Here is a 23,396-nt window from a genome sequence, read left to right on the forward strand (position 1 = left end):
TGAATCTTGCCGCGCCAGTGTATGAACGGCGATGCCCCCGCAAGAACCGATCGACGCCGATCCCCTGGACATCGCTCCGCCCGTCGCGGCGGATACGGCCGATTGCCCGCGCTGCTCGAAGCCGGCCGCACTCTGCATTTGTGACGCCGTCACGCCGATCGACAACAAAGTCGGCCTGCTCGTGCTGCAGCACCCTCAAGAGCAGGACCGACTCCTCGGAAGCGCTCGACTCGCAACGCTGCATTTGACCAATTCGGTATTCAAGATCGGACTGTCATGGCCCAGTCTCGCCAAGGCGCTTGGCCGGCCCGCCGATCCGGCCGAATGGGCGATCCTGCATCTCGGCTCCGCGAGAAGCAGCGATTTGCCCAAAGACCGAGAGCTTGTCGTGCTCGACAAGAAGGGCGTTGCGATTCCCGATCAGGATCATGCGCTGAAAGGGGTCAAGGGCATTGTGATTTTCGACGGGACGTGGGCCCAAGCGAAGACGCTCTGGTGGCGAAACGCTTGGGTTCTAAAGGCCAAGCGCCTGGTGCTGAATCCGCGGCGCGCCTCGCTCTATGGCGGGCTGCGTCGCGAGCCGCGCCGCGAAGGGCTGTCGACCATCGAAGCCGCCGCTCTGACGCTCAGCCGGATGGAACAACGCCCCGAAATCGAAACGGCGCTGCACGCCAGTTTCGCGCTTATGCTGGCCCGCTACCGCTCCGCGCAGTCGCACGGCGCCTTGGGCGACCGCGCCGCCGTTTCGAAAGGCTCTGGAGGGCCCCCCAAGAAGCGTTGGGGAGGGCGTCGCCGTCGATCGGCCGTTTCTAAGCCATGATCGGGCTGGACTCGGGAAATCGCGTTCACGCGTCCATTCGTTGGGAAGCGTTTGGCGCAACGCCATGCACTGCCAAAAAGCCCTGGAGCGGGGCTTATGCGCGGGGCGCAGAGCAATTAAACCCGGCGGTCCAAGAAAGCATGCTAGATTGATCGATCCGCGACACATGGCGGCCCATCAAAAAGGAGGAAGTCATGGCGAAAGGTCAAGCGAAGGGCAACAAGGAGGCCAAAAAGCCGAAGGCGGACAAGGGTCAGTCGAAGGCCGCCCCTTCCGCCTACAAGATCGCCCAGGGCAAGGACGGCCAAACGATATCCCCGTTCGTGAAGAAGTCCTGAGCGAGCAACGAGACAAGAGCGCCGCGCCGGGCGGGCCCCGCCACCCGCGCGCGATCTCTGCGTTTTGACCGCTCGATCCATCCTCTAAAGCGCCGAGACGCTACTCCAGCGGCGCGAGAAAAGCCGCGGCCTCAGAGATCTGCTGCGGCGTCAACCCATGAGCGATGGCTTCACGATCCGCGATGCGTCGAGCTTCGCCCACGCAAAGCTCAATCGGTCTTGATCTCTCGATTGCCTTCCCGGGATCCGTAAACCGCCGAAGCATAGCGCACGACCAAGACGGCGAGAGCCAGAATGAGCGTCGCCCCCGCCAGGATCAAAACGCCGGCGTCGGGCGATGAGTCCAATTGCACATAACCGATCATATGTCGCGTCAGCGCCGTGATGCCGACGTAAAGCAGAAAGCGCACCGGCATAGCGTTGGTGCGGAAATAAATGCCGACCATCGACGCGATCTCGAGATAGATGAACAGCAGCAGCAGGTCTTCGATCGACACGACCCCCTGCGCGGCCATTCTCATGAGCGCTTGCGCCCCCGCAACGAAGGTCACGGCGAGGATCGCAAACAGGCCAAGGAGATGAAACCCCTCGGAAGCGAAATAGCCCAAGGGGTCGAGGATCTCACGCATGCGCCGCACGGCGTGCAGACGCGGGTCGGGGCTTTCCTGCGTCATGGGCTTCACTCGCTCCACGCATTCTTCGGGCATGCTCACTCCGAGAAGATGAGGCACAAGCCTTATTTCAGCGGACCGGAGTGTCCGGCGGTTCGACGGTTTTGACAAGGCGCGTCCACTCGAAAGCTTAACGGTACAAGCGGCGCGCAAAGGGGGGCTCAGGCCATGCGCGATGGGCTCCATGAGCTGCGACGTATCGGGCTTGGCGGGGTCCTGGCCGCGCTCCTTGCTCCAATTCGTGAGCTTTCTTGTCGTGTAATCATAGAGCTGGCCGGCGAGCTTGAGTGGCCCCCTGTCTTGGCCCGTGAGCCGCGTGTCACAATCCCCCGCAATAGGGACCCCTCACATCTAAGTTCGCGACGCTAGATTTTTGAGTGTCGGAGGACAAGAGCACGTGCTGAACGCAAGTGAGGAGATCCGCTTCGGCATCGATCTCGTCGAGGACGCCACGCGCCGCGCCGAGCTCTGCGATTGGCTCACTCACAGTGTGCGCCCGATGTTCGAGCAGCAGGGCCGGACACACCCTCTCGCGGCCAGACCTGTTCATGGCGGCGACGGCCCAGCATCACAGGCTGATAGTCGTGACGCGCGACGCGGCGGATTTGAAGCGCGCGCTCGTTCCCGTGGTCAACCGAGGAAGTGAAGACCGATAGTTAGGCTGGAAAGCGGATGCGGTTTCTACTAGAATACAAGCGAACCGAACCGCACCAACGTAACAATAACACGAGCAACCTCATGTCCGCCGCATTCACCGTCCGCATTGATGAGGCGATGCTTGGCGCGCTTGACCAGCTCGCCGAGAAAACCGAACGCCCGCGCAACTGGCTCGTAGCCAAGGCCATCGAGGATTACCTGGCCGTCAACGCTTGGCAAGTCGGCAAGATCGAAGCCGGCATCACAGCCGCCGACGGCGGCGACTTCGCCAGCGATGAGGAGTTGGCGCGCGTGAGGATGAAATTCGCAGTTAGAGAATGAGGCTGCGCTGGACGACTCCGGCGCTACGCGATTTCGAGGAACTCGGCGATGACATCGCGCGCGAAAACCCAGCCGCCGCCGCTCGCGTCGTTACGAACATGTTCGATCGAACCGAGCTGTTGGCGAAACATCCGCATGTCGGACGTCCGGGCCGTGTTCCAGGAACACGAGAATTAGTCGTCACCGGCACGCCGTACATTATCCCTTACCGCGTATGCGGTGACGTGGTGCAAATCCTCGCCGTCCTTCACGGCTCACGTCGCTGGCGGGATAGCTTCAAATGAAGCCACAGTGACTGAAAAGACCCACCGCTACTCCAGCGACCCGAGATAAGCCGCGACCTCGGAGATCTGCTGCGGCGTGAGGCCTTTCGCGATGGGCTCCATGACCTGCGAGGAGTCGGGCTTGGCGGGGTCCTGGCCGCGCTCCTTGCTCCAATTCACGAGCTTCCTCGTCGTGTACTCATAGAGCTGGCCGGCGAGGCGCGGCATGGCGCCTTGGCCCTTGGCGTCCTCGCCGTGACAAGACGCGCAAGCGGGGACGTTCGTCGCCGTAACGCCTTCTTCAAAGATCTTCTTGCCGGCGGGGATCAGCTCCCTCGGCTCGCCGCCGAGCGGCTTCGGATTGAGGTTTTGAAAGCTTTCGGCCAGCGCCGTGAGCATGCCGGGCTTCAAGACATGCGCCACGTTGAACATCACCGGGTTGACGCGTCGGCGCTCGCTGAAAGCCTGCAGCTGGCTCTGGAGATATTCCGGCTGCTGCCCGGCGAGACGCGGCATCGACGTGTCGCCGCGAAAGCCTTGCCCGGCGACGCCGTGGCAGGTCTTGCAATAGGTGAGCTTGGCCTCGATCTCGGCTCTCGGCGGCGTCTCCGCCTTGGCGGCCTCTGGCTTGGCGGCCTCTGGCTTGGTTGCTTCTGGCTTTGGAGTCTCCGCATTGAGCCCCTGGGCGCGCCCCATCGTCGAGCAGAGCAGCGCAAGGAGAGCGAAGCAGCACAAGAGCAGCGAGCGAAGTGGCGTCATCAGAAGGCTCCCTCAATTCCAAGGCATCGCGTGTTGGCCGACGCGACGAGCTATTTCAGAAAGCTCAGATAAGAGGCGAGCGCGTCGATCTCCTCTGGCGAGAGGCTCGTCGCGACGCGCGGCATGGGATAGGCCGAGGCGTGGAAGCCTTGCGACCACTGCTCCAGCCGGCTCTTCAAATAGCCGTAGGAGAGTCCGCCCAAGCGCGGAATGGCCTCAAAGCCTTCTCCGTTGGGCCCGTGACAGACCACGCAGGAGACGACATTGGCCTCCGCTGCGCCCTGCACGTACAGTGCTTTGCCCGCCTCGACGAGGGCGCTGTTTCCGTCATTGGCGGGCTCAGCGGGCAGCGCCGCGAAATAGGCTGCGAACTCGCTTGCGAGCTCGGGGCTGACCCGCGCCGTGGCGCCCCACATATATTGCGCGGAGGTGGGATTGTCGCGGCTGTGGTCTTTGAAGGCCAGCAGCTCCCGCACGATGTAATGCGGCTTTTGTCCGGCAATCCGCGGCGCCGTGGAGAAGCCCTGCGCCGACGATCCATGGCACCACGTGCAATTGCGAGTGGGAAGCGCCTCTTGCGCTTGCGTCCCGGGGCTTGACGACCAGCAGGCAAAAGCAATCGCCGCCGCCTGACCGGCCGACGAGCAGAATGAGCGCGTCCTTGTCAAAGCGCTCCGCTTCATCTCAGAGAGCTCACATAGGCGGCGACGGCGGAAGCCTGCGCGGGCGTTAAATTCTGCACCGTCGGAATCATGATCGCGGACACGTCGTCCTTAGCGCCGTTTTGGCCACGCTCGCGGGTCCAATAGGCCAGCTCGTGCAGCGTGTAAGGGTAGAGCTGCCCAGCGAGCCGCGGGATTTCGGCCCCGCCCTTCCCGTCGGGCCCGTGACAGGCCATGCATGCGGGCACATTGGTTTCCGGCAGTCCATTCTCGTAGATGCGCTTGCCAAGGGACATCTGCTCCGTTGGCGCGCCGCCCAGGGGCGCGGGATCGAGAGATCGAAAATGCGCCGCCAGGGCGCCGAACTGAGCGGGTGAGAGACCATGCGCCACATTGAGCATGACCCCCTCCGCCCCCGCCTCGCGGGCGGCGCCGAGCGGGCTCTTGCGCCGACGCTCGAGGAACGCCCTGAGCTGGTTCTCGATATATTTGGGCTGCTGGCCCGCCAGCCGCGGTATCGGGTAGTAGCCGCGATAGCCCTCGCCGGAGAGTCCGTGGCAGGTCTTGCAATATTCGACCTTCGCCTCGAAACCGCTTTGGGCCGCGACATGCCAAACGCGCTGTCGAGCCCAGCCCGCCGCCGTGAAGGCGAGGGCGATCAAAACCGCGCAAAGCGCCGCAACCAGACTCGTCCGCCTCATGATTTTCCCCCAGCCCATGTCCTGCTGTCGTCAACTCTTTCGGTTCTTCGGCGTCAGAGCCGGAGTCGTCTGGTGAACTTCGCGTCCGCTCAGAACGCGATCCAGGTGTAGAAAAACAGCGTGTTGTTGTCGGTCGCGCTATGCGTCCGCCAGCTGCTGCCGTTGTAAAAGATCCCATTGCCGTCGAAATTCGACGTCCCGCCCCACATCGAGAGATAATGCGTGTAGGAAACGCCGATCTTGGCGTTGGCCCAGGGCCAGGCCTCGGGGCCGCCCTTGCTGAAGGGCATGTAAGCAAAATCGAAGATGAGGCCGGCGCCGTTCGGCAAGCCGACGGCGGAGGGACCCGAATTTGGATAGCCGCCGAGGCCGCCGGCGCTCACGGAGCCCAGCCAGCCCAGCATCGCATTGCCATAGAGCGTGAAGTCCGGCGAGCCGGTCACGTGAAAGTAGCTGACATAGCCGCTCAGCGTGTGGTCCCACGTATAGCCCGCCGTCGCCTTGAAGCTCGTCAGATAGTTGAGCGGATTGGACGACGAGGCGTAGCCGCCCGAGACCGGCAGGCCGTAGATGTTGAGAATGTTGTTGGCGGCGATGAATTGCGAGGCGATTCCCTGCGCATAGGTGCCTTTGAGATTTTGCATCTCGCTGATGTGCGTGAGCTGCAGGGTCAGCGCATGCACGCCGCTGATATACTGGTATTGCGCGTCTAATCCGATGTCGCGGTAATGGTCGACGCCATAGCCGATGATCCGCCCCGGCAGCACGTCAGGGTAAAAGCCGAAGGCGCCGATCATCAGCGAGTGCTCGCCCCAGTTCTTCTCCAGCGCGACGCGCCAATAGGGCGAGGCGTTGGCCAGCGAGCTCGACGAGCAGGCGATTGTGTAGTTTTGTGGGTTCTGGGTGAAGGGCTGCCAGGCCGGGAACGGGAGGCCGGCGACGCTCGGATAGGCCAAGGGGGCCCAGCCCTGCTGCACATTGCTGATGTAATCCGCATTATAGCCGCAGGCGTAGCCGAGCGCGCCCAGCATGCCTTTCGACATGGGGTGATAAAGCGAGGTCTCCACATAAAGCATGTCGTTGAGGAAGGCGTAGGCGCCGGTGCCGACCGTCGTGCCCGCCCAGCTGCCCTCGATCTGCGTCCCCGGCGGCGAAAAGGCCGGCCCGAGGCTCGCGGCCACATAGGGAAAGCCCCAGGCCGGCGTCGTGTTCCAAACGTCCTGGACCGTCGGATTGTTGTTGGCGTTCAGGCCGATGATGGCGTCGATCCCGCCGATATTCACCGTCCGCGTGTAGCGGATATCGGTATTGTCGAGGAATGTGCGCTGATCCGCCTTGTCATAGGTGCCTTGGACGAAAGCGCCCAGATTTTCGTAAATCTTGCCGCCGTAAAACAGGCTTGCCTGCTGCATGACGAAATTGTCGTTCACATGCGCGTCGGGATAGCCGCCGGTATTGGTCGGCGGCATGTCCTGCTGAACCTTGGTCTTGGTGAAGGTCGGCAGCACCATGGCGGCGATCGGCGGAACCTCCCAGGGCTCGGTCCCGCCGGTGGCCGTGTAGCCGCCCAGCTTGAAGCGCCGCCCATAGGGCGTGAGTTCGGGGAAGTTTGTATGGCAGGTGGCGCAGGGCTGGCCGGTCTGGCGGGCGAAGCTCGGCACCGCCTCTGCCGGCGCCGACAAGCCGACGACCACGAAAATGACGGCGGCGGCGCCAAGGGCGCCGAGGAGCCTATGGGCGCCGAAAGCGAAAGCCTTTCTCGGAAGGGAGCGTGCCGCGGCGGCACTTGAGGACGGCGGCGCCGACGCGCGATTCTCTCTCGGCAAGGCGGACTCCTCCCGCTGAAATTCCATTCGGCGGCAGCCCCGAAGCCTCCGCCCAAATGCACATTCACAAAGTCAGCGCCGCGACGGCGCTTGCGAATCCAAGAGTAGTTTAAGCTGCGTCACATAGCCTTGGCTAGGCCTTTTGCGTCTCACAATAAGATGATCCAGCTACGCCATAATATTCAGCGGGCTATGAGCAAACAGAGCGGCGACCGTAAGCTGTGCAGCCATCGAATTCGCAGCGCGATGATCGACTGTCTTTATCTTACGCTCCCCTGCATCCCGGAATGATGGTTCTGATCCTGCCGAGGCATGCCGAAAATTGTTTCCAATGCGCGAAAGCGCAAGCGGCGCCGAAACGCCTGCTTTCCTTCTCCTGGCGCCGCCGCGCCCGCCATGCTAACAGGCGGAAGGAGCGCCGAAAGGGGCGCAAGCAAGGGTTCCGGAGCGGTCATGTCCGATATTTTCCGAGAGGTCGACGAGGAAGTCCAAAGAGACCAGGTCGAAAATCTCTGGAAGCGCTTTCAGACGCCGGTCATCGTGGCGGCGGTGCTGATCGTCGCGGGGACGGGCGGCTGGAGCTATTATAAGTCCGAGCGGACCAAAGCGGCCGAGGCCGCCAATGTGCGCTTCCTCGCGGCGGTCGCCGACGCAGACGCCGGCAAGAGCGCCGAGGCCGTCGCCGCCTTCGACGCGATCGCCAAGAGCGGCCAGCCGGGCTATGCGACGCTTGCGCGGCTGCGCGGCGCCGAGGAGATCGCCAAGAGCGACAAGGCCAAGGCGATCGAGCTCCTGGACGCGGTTTCCGACGACAAGAAGGTCGACAGCCTGACCCGCGCCGTCGCGGAGTTGCGCAGCGCGATGTACACCATGGAGCTCGGCGACCGCGAAAAGAGCATGATGAAGCTCGGCCCGCTCATGACCGAGAACGGCGTCTTCCGCTTCAGCGCGCAGGAATGGACTGGACTCGACGCGCTCGAGGACAAGGATTTCGACGAGGCGGAGCGCGTGTTCAACCTGCTCTTGAGCGACCCCAACGCGCCGGCGGGCATGCGCCAGCGCGCCCAGGCCTATCAGGGCCTGCTGCATGCGGCGCGCGGCGTCAAGGCGAAGGCCGGGGGGATCACCTCCATCACGCCCGTCGTCGAATCGGCCGACGGTCAGGACCCGGCCGACGCCGGCGTGACGGTCGAGATGAAGCCGATCGAGAAGAAATAGGCGGGCATTTTACCGCTGCCCCCTCCCTGTCCCTCCCCCGCTTCGCGGGAGAGGGACAGGGAGGGGTTTTCGTCGTCGAGTCCCGGGCCACCACCATGACCTTCTCGCTCGCCATCGTCGGCAGGCCCAATGTCGGCAAATCGACGCTCTTCAACCGGCTCGTCGGCAAGAAGCTCGCGCTCGTCGACGATCGACCGGGCGTGACGCGCGATCGGCGCGAGGGCCAGGCCAAGCTCGCCGATCTCACCTTCACCATCATCGACACGGCGGGGCTCGAGGAGGGCGCCGACAGCTCGCTCATCGGGCGCATGCGCCGGCAGACGGAAGCGGCGGTGGAGCAGGCCGACGCGATTCTGTTCATGATCGACGCGCGCGTCGGCGTGACGCCGGATGACAAATATTTCGCCGATCTCGTGCGCCGGGCCGACAAGCCCGTGATCCTCGCCGCTAACAAGGCCGAGGGACGCGCGGGCGAGGCCGGCGTGCTCGACGCCTATGCGCTGGGCCTTGGCGATCCTGTGCCGCTCTCCGCCGAGCATGGCGATGGACTCATCGACCTCTTCGACGCCCTGCGCCTCGCGCTGCCCGAATTGACCGAGGCCCCGCCGGAAGAAGAAACATCGCCTCGACGAGAACTCGACGAAGACGAGGACGGCAGCGACCTCGATCTGACGAAGCCCTTGCGCATCGCCGTGGTCGGGCGCCCCAATGCCGGGAAATCGACGCTCATCAACCGTCTGCTCGGCGAGGAGCGCCTGCTCACCGGGCCCGAGGCCGGGATCACGCGCGACAGCATCGGGATCGACTTCCTGTGGCGCGAGCGCAAGATCAAGCTCTTCGACACGGCGGGGCTGCGCAAGCGCGCCCGCGTCGTCGACAAGTTAGAGAAGCTCGCGGGCGCCGACGCGCTGCGCGCCGTGCGCTTCGCCGAGGTCGTCGTGCTGCTCGTCGATTGCGCCATTCCCTTCGAGAAGCAGGATCTGACCATCGCCGACATTTCCGCCTCGGAGGGCCGAGCGGTCGTCATCGGCCTGAACAAATGGGATGCGGTCGAGGATCGCGGCAAGACGCTGACCACGCTGCGCGAGGAGGCCGAGCGCCTGCTGCCGCAGCTTCGCGGGTGCAAAGTCGTGCCCGTCTCGGGGACGACGGGCTTTGGTCTCGAGGCGCTGATGCAGGCGATCATCGAGACGCATGAGGTCTGGAACAAGCGCGTCTCGACGGGGCGGCTCAACCGCTGGCTCGAAAGCGCGCTGTCTGAGAACCCTCCGCCTGCCGTCTCCGGACGGCGCATCAAGATCCGCTATGTCACGCAGCCCAAAAGCCGCCCGCCGCATTTCACGCTCTTTGGCAATCAGCTCGACGAATTGCCGACGAGCTATGAGCGCTATCTGATCAATAGCCTGCGCAAGTCCTTCGATCTGCCGGGTGTGCCGATCCGCATCTCGAAGCGCACGGGCGAGAACCCCTATGAGGGGAAGAAGAGAGGGTAGAGCGCGATGCGAAAAAGTGGGAGCCGGTTTTTCGCACAAATCGCGCTCTAAGTTTTTAGAATCGATCACGTTTTTCTGCGTTCAGGCGATTCCGCCTGGACGCAGCGTGATCTAGCGCCTCTCACCGGTGATTTTCCCGACTCCGCTCGATGAGCTGCAGCAGATTTTCCAAGATCAGCACCGAGGTCAGCGGCCCGACGCCGCCGGGAACGGGCGTGAGGGTAAGGTCGAGGTCCTCCAACGCGGCGCTGTCGACGTCGCCTGAGACCTTCCCGTCGATAAAGCCGATGCCGGCGTCGATGACGAGCTGACCGTCGCGAAAATACTCCCTGCCGAAACCCTTTGGGCGGCCCGTCGCGACGAAGACGATCTCCGCCTCGCGTGTGATCAGCGGAATGTCCTTCGTGCCCGAGTGGCAGACGGTCACGGTGGCGCCGGCGCTGATGAGCATATTGGCGAGCGGGCGGCCCACCGTGCGCCCGCGCCCGATCACCGCGACGCGCTTGCCGGCGATCTCCGACACCGAGGAGGCGAGCGCCATGCAAGCCTTTGGCGTCGCCGGCTCGGTGAAGCGCTGCTTTGCGCCATGCTGCACCAGCGCGCCGAGATTCGACGCCGACAGGCCGTCGACGTCCTTCTCAGCCGGAATGAGATTGGCGAGATCGAGCTCGTCGGTTTCCGGCTTGGACGACATCACGAGGATGGCGCCATGAACGTCGGGACGCGCGCAGAGGGCCTGAATGGCGCGCGCGTCATCGTCCTGGTCGCGCACGCCGGAGAGATCGACGGCCTCGAATGCGGCGCCCACCTCATTCGTGTGCTTGCGTTTGACCGCGACATAGCTCTGGGCCGCCGCGTCCTCGGAGCAAATAATGGCGGTGAGCCGAGGTTTGATTCCCTGCTGCTTCAACGTGGCGATCGATTGGACGAGCCGCGCCTTGCGCTCCGCCACAATCTCCTTGCTATAAAGACGCCTCATGATCGACTGCCTTCCAAGAGCCTGCGGACATCATGATTTAGCGCCCAAACCCAGAGCCGCAAACTGGTGAAGGCGCAGAAGACGGAGCCGCCGTGAATCCCGACTCCCCCAAGACTCCCGCGAGGCAGGCGCTCGTCCCGGCGGCGCATGCCCTCAACCTGCGGATCCTTTCCGATGGTCTGGCGGGCCATGACGCGCAGACGCTCGGCATCGCCGAGGCGCTCGGCCTCGAGCCCGACATCCGCTGCATCCATCCGCGCAAATTCTTCGAAGTTCTCGCGCCTTTCGGCCCGCTCGATTGGCGCGAGCGGGAAAGCCGGCCGGGAAGTCCCATCGGGCCTCCTTGGCCGGACATCGCGCTCGCCGCCGGCCGCCGCACGCTTCCCTATCTCAAGCGCCTCAAGCTCGCCTCCGGCCGCAAGGTGTTCACGGTCTACGTCAACCGTCCCGCGACGGGCCGCGCGGCCGCCGATCTCATCGTCTCCCCGCTTCACGACGGATTCTTCGGCCCGAATGTCATAACGCCGATCACCCCGGCCCATCGAGTCTCGTCTGAGCGCCTGGCGCGACAGCGGCGCGACCCGGACCCGCGTGTGGCTGCGCTGCCCGCGCCGCGCGCGGCGCTGCTCGTCGGCGGCGACAACCGCCATTTCCAATTCACGCCAGCGGTCGCCGGCGCCCTGCAGGAGGCCGTGCGGGCGCTGTTTTCGGCGGGCTTCAGCGTGATGGCGACCGCCTCGCGACGCACGCCCGCGATGATCGTCCGGTCGCTGCAAGCCGCGCTCGCCGAAGGACCAGGGTGGATTTGGGACAAAGAGGGCGAGAACCCGTATTTCTCCATGCTCGCCGCGGCCGATCTCATCCTCGTGAGCGCGGACAGCGTCAGCATGATCGGCGAGGCGGTCGCGACCGGCGCGCCCGTCCATATCTTCGCGCCGAGCGGCGGCAGCGCGAAGATCAAGCTCTTCCTCGAGCGCCTGCAAAGCGAAGGCGCGGTGCGGCCCTGGACCGGGACGCCCGAGCGCTGGACCTATGAGCCGATCAACGAGACGCCCAAAGTCGCCGCGGCGATCCGGCGCGCCTATCAGGTCTTCAAAGGCGAGCTGCCGCCGCTCCCGGCCTGGCGGCCGCCGAACCCCGATCAGCTGCTGGATTATGAGGATGGAGAGGAAGCCGGTTGAAGCCTTTGGATGGCCCCCTCCCCAACCCTCCCCCGCAAGCGGGTCGCAAGCGGGAGAGGGGGCAGACCCGGCGCTTGATCGGCAGAGCGGGGCATAGCCGAACAAGGCGTAACGCAGCAGTCCTCCCTCTCCCGCAAGCATCGCGAAGCGGGGGAGGGCCGGGGAGGGGGTGGCGCCCCACGCGTACGTAGTGCTAACCCATGCCGACCACGAGGAAGCCCTTCGCTCATGACCGCTCCCCGCCACGCCAAGCTCATCATCATCGGCTCCGGCCCCGCCGGCTACACGGCGGCGATCTACGCCGCGCGCGCCATGCTCGAGCCCATTCTGATCGCCGGCTTCGATGCGGGCGGACAGCTCATGATCACGACCGAGGTCGAGAATTATCCGGGCTTTCCCGAGCCGATCCAGGGCCCCTGGCTGATGGAGCAGATGCGCGGCCAGGCCGAGCATGTCGGGGCGACGCTCATCGCCGATCACATCGTCGAGGCGCGGCTTTCGAGCCGTCCTTTCACGCTCATCGGCGATTCTGGCCAGCGCTACACATGCGACGCGCTCATCGTCGCGACCGGCGCCAAGGCGCGCTGGCTCGGCATCCCGAGCGAGGAGAAGTTCAAGGGCTATGGCGTCTCCGCCTGCGCGACCTGCGACGGCTTCTTCTTTCGCAAGAAGCGCGTTGTCGTCGTCGGCGGCGGCAATACGGCGATCGAGGAGGCGCTGTATCTATCGAATATCGCCGCGCATGTGACGCTCGTGCATCGGCGCGGCGAGCTGCGCGGCGAGCGCGTGCTACAAGAGCGGCTGAAGGCCCAGGCCAATGTCGATATTCTTTTCGATCATGCGGTCGATGAAATTCTCGGCGTTGAGTCCCCGCTCGGCGTGACGGGCGTGCGCGTGAAGCATGTGACGACGGGAGCAAAAACCACGCTGGAGGCGGACGGGCTCTTTGTCGCGATCGGCCACAGCCCGGCCTCCGATCTCTTCAAGGAGCAGCTCGCGCTGAAGCCCTCGGGTTATATCCTCGTCGAGCCAGGGACGACGCGCACGAATGTGCCGGGCGTTTTCGCGGCGGGCGACGTCGCCGACGAGGTCTATCGGCAGGCGGTGACGGCGGCGGGGCTCGGCTGCATGGCCGCGCTCGATGCGGAGAAATTCCTGCTCGAAACGCAGCTCGTCTAATCGGAAAGAGAGTCCATGACGGAACGCGTCGTCTATCAGAAGAAATCCATGCCGGTCGAAGTCGAGACGGGGAAGACCTATTACTGGTGCGCCTGCGGGCGCAGCGCCACGCAGCCCTTTTGCGACGGCGCCCACAAGGGGACCGGGATCGGCCCCGTCGCCTATACCGCCGAGGCGACCGGCAAGGCGTTCTTTTGCGGCTGCAAGGCGACGAAGAAGGAGCCTTTGTGCGATGGCGCGCACAAGGAGCTTTGAGCGATGCGATCGAGCCTTCTAGCCCTCGCCCTGCTGTGCGCGACGCTCGCGCCCGTCACGAGCCGCGCCGCCGGCTGGCATTATTACGATCCCGAGTGCCCGATCGCGCTCGGCGCCAAGTCGATGAAATTCGTGGCGATGCAGCCCAAGAAAAACATCGACCGGGTCTGCGACGCCTTGGGCGACGTCGGGCCGACCGTCATCGCGCTCGACGCGCCCGACTCGGAGCTGCGCGAAATGACCTGGGACATTCGCGTGATCGGCGACCCCAAGGGCGACGGAATCGGCAGCGACGCGCCGGGGGACATCGTCTATCAGCTGCCGGTCGAGAAGCACCGCAACGGCATGGTGAATTTCGACTTCCCGTTCCACACGGCGGGGAAATATGTGCTGCTCGCCAAGCTCACGAGTGATGACGGCAAAACCGAATATGTCGGCCGGCATCCCTTCACAGTCGGGCTGATGGATACCGCCGAAACCTCCGCCTATCTGCTCTTTGGCGCTTTTGCCCTCGTGGTGGGCGGCGGCTTCGGATTTTACTACTGGAAGAAGAAAGCGGCGGCCGCGTAATGTTTGGCGCGGGCTGCGAGGAGGCGACGCATGCGCTACGCCTCCCCCCCGGAGAGAGCTTCCGCTCAAGTCGCAACGCGTCTCAGGCGATCTTGGGATCGAGCTTGCCCGCCGCATAGAGCTTGGCCATCTCGGCGAGCGGAATCGGCTTGATCTTGCTCGCCTGGCCCGCCGCGCCGAATTCCTCATAGCGCTGCTTGCAGACCTTCTTCATCGCCTCCTGCGCGGGCTTCAAATATTTGCGCGGGTCGAACTCGCCCTTGTTCTTGCCGAGCGTCGCGCGGATCGCCGCGGTCATGGCGATGCGGCAGTCCGTATCGATGTTGATCTTGCGCACGCCGAACTTAATGCCGCGCTGAATCTCCTCGACCGGCACGCCCCAGGTCTGCGGCATCTCGCCGCCGGCCGCATTGAAGGCGTCCTGCAGATCCTGCGGCACGGAGGAAGAACCGTGCATGACGAGATGCGTCGTCGGCAGGCGGCGATGGATTTCCTCGACGACCTTCATCGCGAGGATTGCGCCGTCGGGCTTGCGCGAGAACTTGTAGGCGCCATGCGAGGTGCCCATGGCGATGGCGAGCGCGTCCACCTTGGTCTTGGCGACGAAATCGACGGCCTGGCCCGGATCGGTCAGGAGCTGGTCGTGGGAGAGCTTGCCCTCGGCGCCGTGGCCGTCCTCTTTCTCGCCCTCGCCGGTCTCGAGCGAGCCGAGCACGCCCAATTCGCCCTCGACCGAGGCGCCGACCCAATGGGAGAGATCGACGACGTTCTTCGTCACGCGGACATTGTAGTCGTAATTCGCCGGCGTCTTGCCGTCGGCCTCGAGCGAGCCGTCCATCATGACCGAGGAGAAGCCGAAGCGGATCGCCGAGGCGCAGGTCGCTTCGCTATTGCCGTGGTCCTGATGCATGACGATCGGAATGTCCGGATACATGATCACGAGCGCCTCGATCATCTTGGCGAGCATCGTGTCATTAGCGTAAGAGCGCGCGCCGCGCGAGGCCTGGATGATGACCGGCGCATCGACTGAGGAGGCAGCCTCCAGCACGGCCAGACCCTGCTCCATGTTGTTGATATTGAAGGCCGGAACGCCATAGTCGTGTTCGGCGGCGTGATCGAGCAATTGGCGGAGCGTGACGAGGGCCATGGGGGTCTCTCCTGGGCGACCGGAGGGCTTACGGATTCGCGCGATGCTTTACACGCTTCATGCAGGAAGCTCCAGGAGGCGACGCGTGAGGGTAATCTTTTCTGCGACACCTTAGCATTACGGCTAACTCGAAAATGGATCGAGTTCATCGCAATTAGGCACAATCAGGCGCGACGATCCCACCACAGTCGCGTTCGGGGGCGGCTGCCGACCGCTCGCCACGGGATGCGGGGCTTCGCCGTGACGTCGGCGCCAATGCGGGCGGCTCTGGGACTAAAGCCCGCGGAAAACCGCTTAAAGTCTAGGGGTAGCCCCGGTGGCGGAGACTCTAGCCATCCGCAGGGAGAAGTCCCTCCACGCAAGCCACGAAACGGCGCGCCGTCAGTAGCGCCGCGCGAGCATTCTCCGCGCTCACCTTGGAGCCCGAGCCCAATTCATAGTCGGCGATCTCCTTGAGCTGATAGGCGTAGCCGAGGAAACCACGGAGCTCATTATCGAGGCGGGGCTCGTTCTTCACGAGGCGCGCAAACTCGCTGCGCACACCGGAATGCGTCTTGCCCACCCGCGCCATGGCTTCGAAGATGAGGGCCTGCGCTGCATGGAAGCCCGCAAGATAAGCCGTGCGTCCGGCGGCGTCATTGAGGTCGACCCTGAGCATCGTCTCCGCCTCTTCGAGAAGCGCGCGCGCCTTTTCGAGGAAGGCGGCGCTCTGCGGCTTCATAGGTCGACGCCCTCTCGGCGAATTTCGTGCATGAGCGGCATCCGGGGGTCGTCGTAAGTGTCCGCCCCATAAGGCAGTGCGTTTATGACTCCGCCTATGTCGTAAAGAATAGCTGTGCTGACATCGGCGAGGCGATGCACCTCCCTAAGGCGGTCGGGCAGGTCCCCGCGCAAGAAAACGGCGATGTCGTAATCGGAATCCGGTCGCGCGTCGCCCCGCGCGCGTGAGCCATACAACACCACGCGCGCCACGCGGTCACCGTATAAATCGCTCACGGCGGCGCGGAAACGCTGTAGGATCGGGTCGGCAGCCGCTCTACTAGCCATCTGAAATTTATAGCCTATCTCGCGCCTCGTGGCCATTCTTATCGAGGCCTCCGATTTTGGCCCGACGCCGAGCCCGGCGGGAAGCGCGTGCTTGACAAAGCCCCACCGCTCGCCATGCTCACCGCCTTGACGAGTAAGACGCAGAGTTGTCGGCGTCATGGCGACAAGGCGTGAACATCACGGGCGCTTCGGGCGCTCGCCAATTCCCTCTCCCCGCGGGGGAGAGGGACGCTCTGTCGATAATGCAGACCTGGTTGAAAGTCGCCCCATGCCCCGCCGCCTGCTCGCCCTGTTTCTGCTCCTCCTCACCGCCGCAAACCAAGCCTACGCCCTCGACAAAATCAGCTTCGCCACCAATTGGCGCGCGCAGGCCGAGCATGGCGGCTTCTATCAGGCCGTCGCCGACGGGACTTTCGCTCGCTACGGCTTGAATGTCCGCATCGTGCAGGGCGGGCCGCAGATCAATGCGCGGCTGCTGCTCGCCGCGGGCCGCGTCGATTTCGCCATGGGCTCGAACCTCATCCAGACCTTCGACGCGGTGAAGCAGAAAATCCCCGTCGTCGACGTCGCGAGCCTTTTTCAGATCGATCCGGTGATCCTCATGTCGCATCCGGGCATGGGCTACGACCGTTTCCAGGATCTGCCGAAAGCGCCGACCGCCTTCATCGCCAGCGACATGCTGGTGTCGGTCTATCAGTGGCTGAAGAAGGACTATGGCTTTCGCGATGAAGCGGTGAAGCCCTATGGCTTCAACCCGGCGCCCTTCATCGCCGACAAGCGCTCGATCCAGCAGGGATATTTGACCTCGGAGCCGTTCCAGATCGAGCGTCAGGGCGGCTTCAAGCCCAATGTGTTCTTGCTCGCCGATTATGGCTATGACAGCTACTCGACGATGATCGAGACGCGCGCCGACACCATCGCCAAGAATCCGGATCTCGTGCAGCGCTTCGTCGACGCCTCGATCATCGGCTGGCGCAATTATCTCTATGGCGACAATCGCGCCGCCAATGCGCTCATCAAGCGCGACAATCCGGAAATCACCGACGATCTGATCGCCTTCTCGATCGCCCGCTTGAAGGAGCGGGGGATCGTCGACTCGGGGGACGCCAAGACGTTAGGCATCGGAATCATGACCGACGCGCGCGTGAGAAGCTTCTTCGACAAGATGGTCAAGGCCGGAGTCGTCCCGGCGGACTTGCCCTATCAGAACGGCTATACGTTGCGTTTCATCGGAAAGGGCGTGGGGCTGGAGGAGGGGAAGAAGTGAGCGATCCGGACGACCTCGCCGAAACAGCAGAAATCGCCTATGGTCGCGCCATGACCTCACCGACGCGCGTCGCGCTTTATCCCGGCTCCTTCGATCCCCTGACTTTCGGTCATCTCGACGTGATCCGCAAAGGGGCGGCGCTGTTCGACAAGATCATCGTCGCGGTCGGCGCGCATCCGGGCAAGACGCCCATGCTGTCGCTCGAGCAGAGGATCGCCCTGATTCTCGAGGCCTGCGCGATGCTTAGCCTCCCGAAGCCCTGCGAGTTCGAGGCGCGGGCCTTCGAGGGTCTGGCGGTCGAGGCGGCGCGAGGGCTCGGCGCTTCGACGATTTTGCGCGGTTTGCGCGACGGCGCCGATTTCGACTATGAAATGAGCATGGCGGGGATGAACACGGCCCTCGCGCCGGAGATCGGCACGCTCTTTGTTCCCTCCTCGCCCGAAGCGCGCCACATCAACGCGACGCTCGTGCGTCAGATCGCCAAGCTCGGCGGCGATCTTTCCGCCTTCGCGCCGGAGGCCTCGGTCGCCGCGCTGAAAAGGGCCGCCGGCCGCTCCTAGGCCGGGGAGAAAAGGGCGCGTCCAAGGCGCGCTGCACAACGACGAAAGACCGGGAGGACTTCAATGACCATCGACCGCCGCCGTTTCGTCGCGAGCGCCGCCGGCGCAGCGACGCTGCTTGCCTCGGGCGCCGCTCGCGCCGAGGACAAGCTCATCAACCTCGATACGGCCTATGGCCGCACCGTCATCAAGATGCGCCCGGACCTCGCGCCCAAGCATGTCGCGCAGATCGAGAAGCTGGCGCGCGACCATTTTTACGACGGGATCGTCTTCCACCGGGTGATCCCGGGCTTCATGGCGCAGACCGGCGATCCGACCGGCACCGGCATGGGCAAATCGAAGCTTCCGAACATTCCGGCGGAGTTTTCCAAAGAGAAGTTCCTGCGCGGGACTGTTGGGATGGCGCGCAGTCAGGAGCCGGACTCGGCCAACAGCCAGTTCTTCATCTGCTTCGGCCCGGCGCGCTATCTCGAGGAGCAATACACGGTCTGGGGGAATGTGATCTCCGGCATGGAGTTCATCGACCAGATCAAGCCCGGCGAGCCGCCGGCGAACCCGGACAAGATCGTCAAGCTGCGCATGGCCGACGACAAGAGCTGAGGATTTTCACCCCCTCCCTCACCCTCCCCCGCTAAAGCGGGAGAGGGAAAAGGCTGGCGTTTCGCGAGCTATCAATGCAGCCCGAATCTGCCCCCTCTCCCGCGCTAGCGGGGGAGGGCCGGGGAGGGGGCGCTCACCTACCCGCAAAGGAAATCGCATGTCAGAAGACACCAACACGCTCACCCTAGAGACCACCAAGGGCCCGGTCGCGATCAAGCTGCGTCCCGACCTCGCGCCGAACCATGTCGCGCGCATCAAGCAGCTCGTCTCCGAGGGCTTTTACGACGGGATCGTCTTCCACCGCGTGATCGAGGGCTTCATGGCGCAGACCGGCTGCCCTCACGGCACGGGCACGGGCGGCTCGAAATATCCGAACCTCGCGCAGGAGTTCAATGCGGCGCCGCATGTGCGCGGAACCTGCTCCATGGCGCGCGCCTCGCATCCCGACACGGCCAATTCGCAATTTTTCATCTGCTTCACGGACGCGCGCTTCCTCGACAAGCAATATACGGTCTGGGGCGAGGTGATCTCCGGCATGGAGAACGTCGATAAGATCAAGCGCGGGGAGCCGGTGAAGGACCCGGACAAGATCGTCAAGGCGACGCTGAGCTGAGGTCTTAGATCCAAAACTTGTTGCGGCATCCGTGAAGGACGATCGGCCGAGCCTTACCGCGCGCGGCGCCGCAGGACATCGCGCCGCGCATCAGCGTCTCGAGGGGGGAAGCGTCTTTGACGACCCCTTCGCGCGCAAAATTCTCGGCGCGGAAGGCTGCGCCGAGGCTGATCAACGCGCGCGGGACAGGGGCCTGCGGCCGTTGCGGCTTCTCATCGCGGCGCGCAGCCGCTTTGCCGAGGCGGCGCTGGCCGAGGCCGTCGCAGGCGGCCTGCGCCAAGCGGTTGTGCTGGGCGCGGGACTCGACACTTTTGCGCTGCGCAATCCCCATGCGGAGCAGGGGCTGCGCGTGTTCGAGGTCGATCATCCGGCGACGCAAGCCTGGAAGCGCCGGCGCCTCATTGAAGAAGGCCTCGCGGTCCCGCCCTCGCTCGTCTTCGTTCCCGTCGACCTCGAGCGCGAGAGCCTGGGCGAGCGGCTGAGGGCGAAGGGCTTTGACGCCGGCGCCCCGGCCTTCTTCTTCTGGCTCGGCGTCGTCCCCTATCTCACGCGCGACGCCATCCTGGCGACGCTGCGCTTCATCGCGCGGATTCCCGCCGGCGAGGTCGTCTTCGATTATTCGGAGCCCTTGGCGAACTACCCTCCGGCGCGTCGCGCGGGCCTTCAGGGCCTGACCGAGCGCGCGGCCGCGGCGGGCGAGCCGATGATCTCCTTTCCAGAGCCGGCCGCGCTCGCGCAGGATCTCCGGGCGCTGGGCTTCGACGAGGTCGAGGATCTGGATTTATCAGAAATTTCAACCCGCTTTCTCGGCGGGCGGAAGGGACGTGGCCGGCGGGCCGGCCCGCATTTCCTGCGCGCGCGGCGCCGAGGTTGATGGCTTTCCGGACAGTTTGTCCCGGGGCCGCCCATTGACAGTCGCCGGTCGCGCTCCTATTTCGCAATTGTCGCTGTTGGCACTCCCCTGGGACGAGTGCCAACAGCGCTTTCCGTTGACCCTTTGCCGGGCGCGCCACCCTGGGCGGCCGGCGCATCGAAGGAAGATTGCAACATGGCGTTCCGTCCCCTGCACGACCGCGTCGTCGTCAAGAGGCTCGAAGGCGAGGAGAAGACCAAGGGCGGGATCATCATTCCCGACTCCGCCAAGGAAAAGCCCCAGGAGGGCAAGATCGTCTCCGTCGGGCCCGGCGCGCGCGACGAGGCCGGCAAGCTCGTCCCCCTCGACGTCAAGGCCGGCGACCGCGTTCTCTTCGGAAAGTGGTCGGGCACCGAGGTCAAGATCGACGGCGAGGACCTGCTCATCATGAAGGAGAGCGACATCCTCGGGGTTGTCGGCTGATCCGCGCCCGCACAGCAACCAGAATTCCCCTAACGGAGTGGACCCAACATGGCCGCTAAAGAAATTCGCTTTTCCTCGGACGCTCGCGACCGCATTCTGCGCGGCGTCGAGCTCCTCTCCAACGCCGTCAAGGTCACCCTCGGCCCCAAGGGCCGTAACGTCGTGATCGAGAAGAGCTTCGGCGCCCCGCGCATCACCAAGGACGGCGTCACCGTCGCCAAGGAGATCGAGCTCGCCGACAAGTTCGAGAACCTGGGCGCCCAGCTCGTCCGCGAGGTCGCCTCGAAGCAGAACGACCTCGCCGGCGACGGCACGACGACCGCCACCGTGCTCGCCGCGGCCATCGCCAAGGAAGGCGCCAAGGCCGTCGCCGCGGGCCTCAACCCGCTCGATCTGAAGCGCGGCATTGATCTGGGCGTCGAGGCGGTGGTCAACCACCTCAAGACCCATTCGAAGAAGGTCACCTCGAACGACGAGATCGCCCAGGTTGGCACGATCTCCGCCAATGGCGACACCTTCATCGGCTCGGAAATCGCCAAGGCGGTGCAGAAGGTCGGCAATGAGGGCGTGATCACGGTCGAGGAGGCGAAGAGCCTCGAGACCGAGACCGTCATCGTCGAGGGCCTGCAGTTCGATCGCGGCTATCTCTCGCCCTACTTCATCACCAATGCGGAGCGCCTCGTCGCCGAGCTCGAGGATCCCTACATCCTCATCCACGAGAAGAAGCTCTCGACGCTGCAGCCGCTGCTGCCGATCCTCGAGGCGGTCGTGCAGACGGGCAAGCCGCTGCTGATCATCGCCGAGGACGTCGAGGGCGAGGCGCTGGCCACGCTCGTCGTCAACAAGCTGCGCGGCGGCCTGAAGATCGCGGCCGTGAAGGCGCCGGGCTTCGGCGATCGCCGCAAGGCCATGCTCGAGGACATCGCGATCCTGACCGGCGGCGAGATGATCGCCGAGGACCTCGGCGTGAAGCTCGAGAACGTCACGCTCAGCCAGCTCGGTCGCGCCAAGCGCGTCAAGATCGAGAAGGAGAACACGACGGTCATCGACGGCGCCGGCGCCAAGAAGGACATCGAAGGCCGCGTCACCCAGATCAAGAAGCAGATCGAGGAGACCACCTCCGATTACGACCGCGAGAAGCTCCAGGAGCGTCTGGCCAAGCTCGCGGGCGGCGTCGCGGTGATCCGCGTCGGCGGCGCGACCGAGGTCGAGGTCAAGGAGAAGAAGGATCGCGTCGATGACGCGCTCAACGCCACCCGCGCTGCGGTTGAGGAAGGCATCTCGCCCGGCGGCGGCGTGGCGCTGCTGCGCGCCATCTCGGCGCTCGCGGATATCAACACGGCCAATTCGGACCAGAAGACCGGCATCGACATCGTGCGCCGCGCCATTCAGTGGCCGGCTCGCCAGATCGTCGACAATGCTGGCGGCGACGGCGCCGTGGTGGTCGGCAAGATCATCGAGGGCAAGGAATACGGCTTCGGCTTCGACGCGCAGAAGGGCGAATATGGCGATCTGATCAAGCTCGGCATCATCGACCCGACCAAGGTCGTCCGCACCGCGCTGCAGGATGCGGCCTCGATCGCCGGCCTCGTCATCACGACGGAAGCCACGATCGTCGACGCGCCGAAGAAGGAAAGCCCCGCGATGCCGGGCGGCCACGGCGGCATGGGCGGGATGGATTTCTAATCCATCCGCATCTGTGCTGGAATTTGGAGCCCCGGGCGGAAGCGCCCGGGGTTTTTTCATGAGCGTGGCCTTGACAAATGTTCTTGTTATGTTCTATTATGAATCCTCTCCAGCGAGGCATTTCCCATGGCGGCGCGTTCTTTCGGGGCAATTCGCGAATATGGGCTTGAAGCGCCGGGGCATGCGCGCGGTCCGAGTTGCGACGGTGACGGCCCGGCGCTCGGTCCGGTGCGACTGCTGATCAAGATCGACGGGGAATTTACTCCACGTCCCCTTGAGGAGCTCAACCGGCTCTTTACCCGGATCTTCGCGCGCCCGATCGATTGCGCCGGCCTTACGTCCGGCTTGCACGCCGTCGCCCGGGCTCTGAACGCAGGCGACATTGCCCTTGCGATGATCGCGACGACGCAAATGCGCCTGCCAACGCTCTCCGAGCACGAAGCGCGACGTGCGGCAGCGCCCGTGTGTCTCGCCAAGGCGTCCGAAGACGATCCCGATCATCCGGGCTGGCCGAGGGGAACGCCAGGCGGTCGCGGCGGCAAGTTTCGTCCCAAGGACGCAGCGGGCGAAGGCTCCAGAGCGGTCCAGCGAATAAAGACGGGGGAAGCGCTGGAGCAGTTCCGGCGCCGCGCGCTGATCCGCGCAGCGCTGCGCGAGCTCCTGTCGCCCGCGCGTGTCTTGCGGCTTTTAGGCGAGGCGGCGGCGAATGTGGTTCCCATTTTGGACGCCGCCGCAGACGCCGCGATGGTCGCTGACATCGCCTCGATGGCCGCCGATTACGCGCAGTTGAAACGTGACGCCGCCGCAGCGCTCGAATTCGCCAAGCACGGTCCTTACAAATTGGAGGACCTGTTCGTCGACACAGAGGAGCGCAGCTTCTCCTCCTTCGCGGCGCTCAAGAAGGTCGAGGTCGAGAAATTCTACGGCCCGGCCGGCGATGGTTGGGAATATCATCACATCGTGGAGCAGAATCAGCAGGGGACGATCTCCGCGAGCGAGATCAATTCGACGCGGAACGTCATTCGGATTCCGAAGCTGCTGCATGAGGAGATCAACGGCGCGTACGCGCGCAAGAATGAGTCCTTAGGCGCCTCTCTTCGGCAATCTCTTGAGAGTGGACGTTTCGATCAACAGTATCGAGCGGGGATCGGAGTTCTGCGAGATCTTGGTGTAATCGAATAGGAGGCCACGATGCCGGGAATAGCCGAGGATCCAGCTGCTCGACTCTTGGTCGCCCAGTTTAAGAG

At 64.4% G+C, this 23,396-nt stretch carries 28 protein-coding genes; 18 read left to right on the plus strand and 10 right to left on the minus strand.

All coding sequences use genetic code 11. The features are described from left to right. Positions 1 to 31: 31 nt before the first annotated feature. Both QMG80_RS04205 and QMG80_RS04210 read left to right on the plus strand, forming a co-directional pair. Positions 32 to 820: a tRNA-uridine aminocarboxypropyltransferase gene (locus QMG80_RS04205; RefSeq protein WP_085771676.1), complete on the plus strand. Its 789-nt coding sequence runs from the start codon at positions 32 to 34 to the stop codon at positions 818 to 820. A 194-nt stretch (positions 821 to 1,014) separates the two neighbouring features. Further along, entirely contained in the window at positions 1,015 to 1,158 is a 144-nt protein-coding gene (locus QMG80_RS04210; RefSeq protein ID WP_199769099.1) for a hypothetical protein, read from the plus strand. Positions 1,159 to 1,367: 209 nt separating this feature from the next. On the opposite strand, the gene QMG80_RS04215 is transcribed toward QMG80_RS04210, so the two are convergent. Both QMG80_RS04215 and QMG80_RS04220 read right to left on the minus strand, forming a co-directional pair. After that, the gene (locus QMG80_RS04215) at positions 1,368 to 1,865 is read right to left on the minus strand and encodes a phosphate-starvation-inducible protein PsiE (RefSeq protein ID WP_245299885.1); all 498 of its coding nucleotides are present in this window, start codon (positions 1,863 to 1,865) and stop codon (positions 1,368 to 1,370) included. Between the two features lie 283 nt (positions 1,866 to 2,148). Next, positions 2,149 to 2,316 carry a hypothetical protein gene (locus QMG80_RS04220; RefSeq protein ID WP_158658716.1) on the minus strand — a complete coding sequence of 56 codons (168 nt, stop codon included), beginning with the start codon at positions 2,314 to 2,316 and terminating at the stop codon, positions 2,149 to 2,151. A gap of 251 nt (positions 2,317 to 2,567) precedes the next feature. Here QMG80_RS04220 and QMG80_RS04225 point away from each other — a divergent pair, with 251 nt between their 5' ends. Together QMG80_RS04225 and QMG80_RS04230 are read left to right on the plus strand one after the other, a co-directional pair. Beyond that, positions 2,568 to 2,807, plus strand: a complete 240-nt coding sequence (locus QMG80_RS04225) for a CopG family ribbon-helix-helix protein (protein ID WP_085771678.1) — start codon at positions 2,568 to 2,570, stop codon at positions 2,805 to 2,807. After that, on the plus strand, positions 2,804 to 3,091 hold the full coding sequence (locus QMG80_RS04230) for a type II toxin-antitoxin system RelE/ParE family toxin (RefSeq protein WP_085771679.1): 288 nt from the start codon (positions 2,804 to 2,806) through the stop codon (positions 3,089 to 3,091). Before QMG80_RS04225 ends, QMG80_RS04230 begins: the two co-directional genes overlap by 4 nt. A gap of 27 nt (positions 3,092 to 3,118) precedes the next feature. Here the strand turns inward: QMG80_RS04230 and QMG80_RS04235 are convergent, their stop codons facing one another. The 4 genes from QMG80_RS04235 to QMG80_RS04250 all read right to left on the minus strand — a co-directional run bounded on the left by QMG80_RS04235 (position 3,119) and on the right by QMG80_RS04250 (position 7,018). Continuing rightward, positions 3,119 to 3,829: a c-type cytochrome gene (locus QMG80_RS04235; RefSeq protein ID WP_245299886.1), complete on the minus strand. Its 711-nt coding sequence runs from the start codon at positions 3,827 to 3,829 to the stop codon at positions 3,119 to 3,121. Positions 3,830 to 3,879: 50 nt separating this feature from the next. After that, entirely contained in the window at positions 3,880 to 4,497 is a 618-nt protein-coding gene (locus QMG80_RS04240) for a c-type cytochrome (protein ID WP_245299887.1), read from the minus strand. Between the two features lie 11 nt (positions 4,498 to 4,508). After that, the gene (locus tag QMG80_RS04245) at positions 4,509 to 5,192 is read right to left on the minus strand and encodes a c-type cytochrome (protein WP_085773669.1); all 684 of its coding nucleotides are present in this window, start codon (positions 5,190 to 5,192) and stop codon (positions 4,509 to 4,511) included. Between the two features lie 89 nt (positions 5,193 to 5,281). Further along, complete coding sequence (locus tag QMG80_RS04250; RefSeq protein WP_158658717.1) at positions 5,282 to 7,018, minus strand: hypothetical protein; 1,737 nt, start codon at positions 7,016 to 7,018, stop codon at positions 5,282 to 5,284. Positions 7,019 to 7,471: 453 nt separating this feature from the next. Between QMG80_RS04250 and QMG80_RS04255 the strand changes: the two genes are divergently transcribed. Both QMG80_RS04255 and der read left to right on the plus strand, forming a co-directional pair. Beyond that, positions 7,472 to 8,236 carry a tetratricopeptide repeat protein gene (locus tag QMG80_RS04255; RefSeq protein ID WP_085773670.1) on the plus strand — a complete coding sequence of 255 codons (765 nt, stop codon included), beginning with the start codon at positions 7,472 to 7,474 and terminating at the stop codon, positions 8,234 to 8,236. A gap of 95 nt (positions 8,237 to 8,331) precedes the next feature. Then, positions 8,332 to 9,729 (plus strand): ribosome biogenesis GTPase Der, encoded by a 1,398-nt coding sequence (gene der, locus QMG80_RS04260; RefSeq protein WP_085771682.1) that lies wholly within the window; start codon positions 8,332 to 8,334, stop codon positions 9,727 to 9,729. Between the two features lie 121 nt (positions 9,730 to 9,850). Here der and QMG80_RS04265 read toward each other — a convergent pair whose 3' ends face one another. Further along, a complete protein-coding gene (locus QMG80_RS04265; protein WP_085771683.1) occupies positions 9,851 to 10,708 on the minus strand; it encodes a bifunctional 5,10-methylenetetrahydrofolate dehydrogenase/5,10-methenyltetrahydrofolate cyclohydrolase in 858 nt (285 codons plus the stop codon). 92 nt (positions 10,709 to 10,800) lie between these two features. Between QMG80_RS04265 and QMG80_RS04270 the strand changes: the two genes are divergently transcribed. From QMG80_RS04270 to QMG80_RS04285, 4 genes are all read left to right on the plus strand, one after another. Continuing rightward, positions 10,801 to 11,889, plus strand: coding sequence for a mitochondrial fission ELM1 family protein (locus QMG80_RS04270; RefSeq protein WP_085771684.1), 1,089 nt, complete (start codon positions 10,801 to 10,803; stop codon positions 11,887 to 11,889). A gap of 228 nt (positions 11,890 to 12,117) precedes the next feature. Further along, entirely contained in the window at positions 12,118 to 13,068 is a 951-nt protein-coding gene (gene trxB, locus QMG80_RS04275; protein WP_085771685.1) for a thioredoxin-disulfide reductase, read from the plus strand. 15 nt (positions 13,069 to 13,083) lie between these two features. Beyond that, on the plus strand, positions 13,084 to 13,323 hold the full coding sequence (locus QMG80_RS04280) for a CDGSH iron-sulfur domain-containing protein (protein ID WP_085771686.1): 240 nt from the start codon (positions 13,084 to 13,086) through the stop codon (positions 13,321 to 13,323). Positions 13,324 to 13,326: 3 nt separating this feature from the next. Further along, positions 13,327 to 13,893 carry a hypothetical protein gene (locus QMG80_RS04285; protein WP_085771687.1) on the plus strand — a complete coding sequence of 189 codons (567 nt, stop codon included), beginning with the start codon at positions 13,327 to 13,329 and terminating at the stop codon, positions 13,891 to 13,893. A gap of 82 nt (positions 13,894 to 13,975) precedes the next feature. Here the strand turns inward: QMG80_RS04285 and fba are convergent, their stop codons facing one another. The 3 genes from fba to QMG80_RS04300 all read right to left on the minus strand — a co-directional run bounded on the left by fba (position 13,976) and on the right by QMG80_RS04300 (position 16,246). Further along, a complete protein-coding gene (gene fba, locus QMG80_RS04290) occupies positions 13,976 to 15,040 on the minus strand; it encodes a class II fructose-bisphosphate aldolase (protein WP_085771688.1) in 1,065 nt (354 codons plus the stop codon). Positions 15,041 to 15,368: 328 nt separating this feature from the next. Next, positions 15,369 to 15,761, minus strand: coding sequence for a HEPN domain-containing protein (locus QMG80_RS04295; RefSeq protein ID WP_085771689.1), 393 nt, complete (start codon positions 15,759 to 15,761; stop codon positions 15,369 to 15,371). Continuing rightward, a complete protein-coding gene (locus QMG80_RS04300; protein ID WP_245299888.1) occupies positions 15,758 to 16,246 on the minus strand; it encodes a nucleotidyltransferase domain-containing protein in 489 nt (162 codons plus the stop codon). Before QMG80_RS04300 ends, QMG80_RS04295 begins: the two co-directional genes overlap by 4 nt. 109 nt (positions 16,247 to 16,355) lie before the next feature. On the opposite strand from QMG80_RS04300, the gene QMG80_RS04305 reads away from it, so the two are divergent. From QMG80_RS04305 to QMG80_RS04340, 8 genes are all read left to right on the plus strand, one after another. Beyond that, positions 16,356 to 17,354, plus strand: a complete 999-nt coding sequence (locus tag QMG80_RS04305; protein ID WP_085771690.1) for an ABC transporter substrate-binding protein — start codon at positions 16,356 to 16,358, stop codon at positions 17,352 to 17,354. 50 nt (positions 17,355 to 17,404) lie between these two features. Further along, positions 17,405 to 17,914, plus strand: a complete 510-nt coding sequence (coaD, locus tag QMG80_RS04310; protein WP_085773672.1) for a pantetheine-phosphate adenylyltransferase — start codon at positions 17,405 to 17,407, stop codon at positions 17,912 to 17,914. 63 nt (positions 17,915 to 17,977) lie between these two features. Then, positions 17,978 to 18,514, plus strand: coding sequence for a peptidylprolyl isomerase (locus tag QMG80_RS04315; RefSeq protein ID WP_085771691.1), 537 nt, complete (start codon positions 17,978 to 17,980; stop codon positions 18,512 to 18,514). A 157-nt stretch (positions 18,515 to 18,671) separates the two neighbouring features. Beyond that, positions 18,672 to 19,127 (plus strand): peptidylprolyl isomerase, encoded by a 456-nt coding sequence (locus QMG80_RS04320; protein ID WP_085771692.1) that lies wholly within the window; start codon positions 18,672 to 18,674, stop codon positions 19,125 to 19,127. Positions 19,128 to 19,158: 31 nt separating this feature from the next. Next, on the plus strand, positions 19,159 to 20,001 hold the full coding sequence (locus tag QMG80_RS04325; protein ID WP_085771693.1) for a class I SAM-dependent methyltransferase: 843 nt from the start codon (positions 19,159 to 19,161) through the stop codon (positions 19,999 to 20,001). A gap of 174 nt (positions 20,002 to 20,175) precedes the next feature. Beyond that, complete coding sequence (groES, locus tag QMG80_RS04330) at positions 20,176 to 20,463, plus strand: co-chaperone GroES (protein WP_085771694.1); 288 nt, start codon at positions 20,176 to 20,178, stop codon at positions 20,461 to 20,463. Positions 20,464 to 20,511: 48 nt separating this feature from the next. Next, a complete protein-coding gene (gene groL / locus QMG80_RS04335; RefSeq protein WP_085771695.1) occupies positions 20,512 to 22,149 on the plus strand; it encodes a chaperonin GroEL in 1,638 nt (545 codons plus the stop codon). 126 nt (positions 22,150 to 22,275) lie between these two features. Continuing rightward, positions 22,276 to 23,331: a hypothetical protein gene (locus QMG80_RS04340; RefSeq protein WP_085771696.1), complete on the plus strand. Its 1,056-nt coding sequence runs from the start codon at positions 22,276 to 22,278 to the stop codon at positions 23,329 to 23,331. Positions 23,332 to 23,396 lie beyond the last annotated feature (65 nt).

The sequence above is a fragment of the Methylocystis bryophila genome (genome assembly GCF_027925445.1).
Lineage (GTDB): Bacteria > Pseudomonadota > Alphaproteobacteria > Rhizobiales > Beijerinckiaceae > Methylocystis > Methylocystis bryophila.